We start from the raw sequence: 4,836 nt of genomic DNA on the forward strand, positions 1-4,836 counted from the left end.
ACAACGGGCTCATCGCCACCATGGACCCCGAGCGCCTCGACCGGGTGCTGGCCCCGAAGGCGGACGCGGCCTGGCACCTGCACGAGCAGACCCGCGGGCTGCCGCTGGCCCTGTTCACGCTGATCTCCTCGGCGGGCGGGCTCACCCTGGCCGCCGGACAGGCCAACTACGCCGCCGCCAACACCTTCCTCGACGCCCTCGCCGCCCACCGGCACGCCGAGGGCCTGCCCGCGCAGGCCCTGGCGTACGGCCTCTGGGCGGCCAGGACGGGACTCACCGAGTCCATCGAGGAGGACATCCGCCTGATGGCGGCCCGCGGCCTGCCCGCCCTGGAGGTCGAGGAGGCCCTGCGGCTCTTCACCTCGGCCCACTCCAAGGGCCTCCCGGCCCTGGTCCCGCTCCGCGTGGACACGGCCACGCTGCGCTCGCGGGCGGACGAGCTCCCGGCGCTCCTCAAGGGCCTGGTCCCCCAGCCCACCCGCTCCACGGCCCGCGCCGCCGACCGCGGCACGGACCCCGCGGCGCTGGTCGAGCGCCTGTCCGCCCTCCCCGCCAAGGAGCGCGAGCAGGAACTGCTGGACGTCGTACGGGCCCACGCCGCCGCCGTGCTCGGCCACGCCGGCCAGGACGCGGTCCGCGCGGACCGCGGCTTCCTGGACCTCGGCTTCGACTCGCTGACGGCCCTGGAACTGCGCAACCGCCTGGGCGCCCTCACCGGCTCCCGCCTGACGCCCACGCTGATCTTCGACTACCCGTCCCCGGTCAAGCTCGCCGCGCACCTGCGCGAGCTCCTGTTCGGCGCCGAGGACCTCGAAGACGATCTGAGCGCCGCCACGGCCGAGGAGTTGTTCGACATCCTCGACGGCGAGGAGATCTTCCAGTAGCACCCCCGTCACCCCGCCCCGAACGCCCGATGTCCCCGGTCCTCGAGAGGACCGGGGACATCGGGCGTCGCGGGCACCGGCGCCCTCGTCCCGGAGTGCAGCGCTCCTCCAGCGCTCCTTGGGACCGTGAGGACTTCACCTCGACACATCGTCAAGTGGTCCCGTCGTCAAGTCGTCATGTGGGAGGCAGTGCATGTCCGCGTCCGTCACCGAGCGCCCCGCGGGGGCCGGGGCCGCGACCGGGGGCGGTACGCCGGCCCCGGCCGGCGCGCACCTCCCGCGCCCGCGCCCCGGGCTCGCGCTCGCGGTCATCGCGGGCTGCAACGCGATGATCCAGCTCGACGACCCCATCATGAACATCGCGCTCCCCGGCATCCGCGCCGATCTGGGGCTCTCCGTGCTCGCCGCGTCCTGGGTGATCGGCGCCTACCTGCTGGCGTTCGGCGGCCTGCTGCTGCTCGGCGGCCGGGCCGGCGACATCCTGGGGCGGCGCAAGGTCTTCGTCGCGGGCGTGGCCCTGTTCACGGCCGCCGCCGCGGTCCGGGCGGCGGTTCCGAGCGGCGAACTGCTGATCGCCGTACGCGCCGTGGAGGGCGCCGGCGCCGCGTGCGCCGCGGCCAACGGGTTCGTGCTGATGCTGAGCACGTTCGCCGAGGGGCCCGCCCGCAAGCGGGCCATCGCCGTCTGCACCGCGGTCGGCGCGGCCTCCACCGCCGGCGGCCTGCTGCTGGCGGGCGCGCTGACCTCGGCGGGCTCCTGGCGCTGGGTGCTGCTGCTCAACGTCCCGATGGGTCTGGCGATCGTGCTGCTCGCCCCGCGGGTGATCGCGGAGACCGAGCGGATCCGCGGCCGCTTCGACCTGCGCGGCGCGCTGCTCTCCGCGCTGGGCGCCGCCGCCCTCGTGTACGGGCTGTCGCAGGCGGCCGAACACCCGTGGACCGACGGCCTCGTGGCCGGTCCGCTGCTCGCCGGCCTGGTGCTGCTGTCCGTGTTCGTCGGTACGCAGCGCCGCGCCGCCGAGCCGATCGTCCGGCTCGGGCTCTTCCGGGACCGGGACCGGGCGCTGGCCTTCGCCAGCATGCTGGTCCTGCCGGGGGGCCTGATCGGGGCCTACTTCTTCCTGAGCCAGTTCTTCCAGCAGCACCACGGCTGGTCCCCGCTGGAGGCGGCCTTCGGCCTGCTCCCGGTGCCGTTGACGATGGCCGCCGTGGCCGGTGTCGGCGTACGGGTGGAGCGGGCGATCGGCCCGAAGCCGATGATGGCGATCGGCACGGCCGCGCTGGTCGCCGAGAACCTGTGGCTCTCGTACCTCGGTCCGGGCGACGGGTACCTGACGGGTGTGCTGCCCGGTCTGCTCCTGCTGGGCGCGGGCATGGCGTTCTGCGTGATCCCGCCGACGGTGCTCGCCACGTCGGGGCTGCGCCCCGAGGAGCTGGGCTCCGCGGCATCGGTGCTCAACGCCCTGCAGTCGGTGGGCGGTTCGCTGTGCATCGCCCTGATGGTGACCGCCTCCGCGGGCCACGCCGACTTCTCGGACACGATGTCCGCGGGCTTCACCGCGGGCGCCGCCTTCGCGGCGGCGGCCCTCCTGATCGCCCTCTCCCTCCGCCCCCGCCGCCGGTAGGACCGGCGCACACACGTCAGCCCCCGTTCGGGCCCTTCCGGGTCCGTACGGGGGCTGTCACGGTCCGCCGTTACTTCAGCAGGGTCCGGAACTCCTCGAAGTCGAGGACCCCGTCGTGGTTCGCGTCGGCCTCCATGGCCTTCTTGACCTCTTCGGCGAGGTGCCCCTGGCCGCCCTCGGCCTTGATCCCCTCGGCCAGTTCGACGATGTTGATCCGCCCGTCGCCGTCCGTGTCGATCTCGTCGAACAGCGCCCTGAGCTCGGCCTCGGTCATGATGTTCCCCTCTCGCATTCACACAGGACCGTGAAGGTCCACATGACCCACCACCCTGGCAGATGCCCTCCGCGAACCTGTGCGCCGCACCCCCGAACGGGTGTATCTCCCCCGCGGAGCGGTGGGCGGCGGGGTGGCCCCGCTACGACTCGTGGCGGGTGGCCGCCCACAGGGCGCGGGAGAGGTCCTGGGCCGAGGCGGGGCTGCCGTCGGCGGTGCCGCCGATCGACACCAGCGGGGCCCGCCAGCCGTGGGCGCCGATGCGCTCGGCCACCTCGTACGCGACGGCCCCGCCGCCGGAGAAACAGCCCAGCAGCAGCGGCTGCGCCGCGGCGAGGACCGGCCGCAGCGCCGCGAGGCAGGCCGCGGCATCGGCCGGGGCTTCGAGGGTGACCAGCGCCTGCAGGCCCCGGTGGGCCCGCGCCACCGCGGCGTAGCAGTCCGCGGGCGCGTCCGGGGGCGGTACGAGCAGCACCGTCCCGGCGCCGGGGTACGCGGCGGGGCGCAGCGTGACCAGCCGGGTCGCGGCCGCGTGCGGCAGGGCCACCGCGCCCGGTACGGGCAGGCCGTCGAGCAGCGTCAGCGCGTCGGCGACGGTGGTGCGGCGCAGGTCGGCCTCGGGGAGCTCGCGCAGCAGCAGGCCGGTCTGGGCGAGGATCCGGGCCGCGTCGGCGTCGGCGAGGCGGGCCCGGTCGCTGTCGGCGGTCAGGACGAGGCCGCCCGCGCGGTCGTGGCGGGCGGTCAGGGCGAAGGGCAGCCCGGTGTACGCCTCGACGGCCTCCGGCGGGCCCACGCGTACGTCGGCCCCGGCCAGTTCCTCGTCCAGCGGATCGACGGCGCCGCCCGCCCCGAACCGGGCGGGCACCCGGTCGAAGGTGATCAGCGATTCGGTCTGCGGCGCTTCCCCGGAGCGGCCGGCCTCCTCCCGTATCTGCCCGGCCGAGTACCACTCGTGCGCGGCCAGGCCCAGCGCCCCGTCCCGGAGGCCGGTCAGCAGCCGGGTCAGCGGGGCCGCCGGGTCCACCTCCACGGACAGCGGGAGCGGGTTGCCGAGCGGGCCGGGCAGCCTCTCGGCTCCTTCCAGGGCGATGCCGCGCCCGGACACGGTCACGCCGAAGGCGACGGTGAGGGGGGCGGCGGAGGCGGAGGCGTGCGAAGCCGCCCGGTGCAGCTGGAGGGCCCAGGCGGCGTGCAGGACGGTGCTCTCCGCGACCCCGCACGAGGCCGCCCACCCGCGCAGCCGCACCACCTCGGTGGGGTTGAGCCGTTCCACGGCCCGGCCGTACCCGCTGCCGCCTTCGCCGGATCCCGGCCGCCGGCCCGCCACCGGGACCGCGGGCAGCGTACGGGCCCCGGCGGGCGGGGCGGCCCGGTCCCAGAACTCCCGGGCCGGGCCCGGGTCCCGTGCGGCCAGCCAGCGCAGGTGGTCGGGGAGTGCCGGGCGGCGCTCGCCTCCCGCGGGACGGCCGTCGGCCGCGTACGCCCGCAGGAAGGAGCGCAGCAGCTGCTGCACGCTCGGGGCGTCGAGCAGGGCCTGGTGGTACGTCAGGACGATGCGGGCGTCGGGGCCGTGGGCGCCGGGCTCTCCGGCGACGCGGCGGATGCGCAGCGGGCCGGGCCGGCTCGGGTCGAAGGCCTGCTCCCGCTCGCTGCGGAGCACGGCGGTCCAGGCGGCCGCCCCGCCGGTCGGGCCGGCCGTGCCCTCGGGCTCGTACGGATCGTGCCGTACCTGGATCTCGACCCGCTCGTGCACGGTGACGACGGGTCCGCTGCCGCCCCGGCCGGGGCCGGGCGCGAACGCGGCGCGCAGCACGGCCTCGCGGTCGGTGACGCTCTGCCAGGCCTCGTCGAACCTCTGCCGGTCCAGCGGCCCGTACCAGCGCAGGTGCAGCTGGCCGAGGTGGAGCTGCGGTCCGGGCGGGGCGGCCATCGCGTCGAGCAGCACCTCGCGCTGGCGGGCCGAGGCGGGCAGTCCGGCGGCGGCTCCGGCGGGGTGCTCCTCCCGGCCGGGGAGGGGCTGCTGCGGCAGGGCGGCCAGGACGCCCGACCACCAG

General features: G+C 76.2%; 4 protein-coding genes. 2 read left to right on the forward strand and 2 right to left on the reverse strand.

The annotated features are described in order from the left end of the window. Positions 1–884 (forward strand): beta-ketoacyl reductase (locus K7B10_RS40370; RefSeq protein WP_229346023.1); only part of this gene is annotated, 884 nt, incomplete at its 5' end. A 193-nt stretch (positions 885–1,077) separates the two neighbouring features. Then, on the forward strand, positions 1,078–2,508 hold the full coding sequence (locus K7B10_RS40375; protein ID WP_229346024.1) for an MFS transporter: 1,431 nt from the start codon (positions 1,078–1,080) through the stop codon (positions 2,506–2,508). 70 nt (positions 2,509–2,578) lie between these two features. On the opposite strand, the gene K7B10_RS40380 is transcribed toward K7B10_RS40375, so the two are convergent. Both K7B10_RS40380 and K7B10_RS40385 read right to left on the reverse strand, forming a co-directional pair. Next, the gene (locus tag K7B10_RS40380) at positions 2,579–2,782 is read right to left on the reverse strand and encodes an EF-hand domain-containing protein (protein WP_229346025.1); all 204 of its coding nucleotides are present in this window, start codon (positions 2,780–2,782) and stop codon (positions 2,579–2,581) included. 142 nt (positions 2,783–2,924) lie between these two features. Further along, positions 2,925–4,836, reverse strand: a 1,912-nt coding sequence (locus tag K7B10_RS40385; protein WP_229346026.1) for a condensation domain-containing protein, incomplete at its 5' end; no start/stop codon positions are given.

This window comes from Streptomyces flavotricini (genome assembly GCF_020639365.1).
GTDB lineage: Bacteria > Actinomycetota > Actinomycetes > Streptomycetales > Streptomycetaceae > Streptomyces > Streptomyces flavotricini.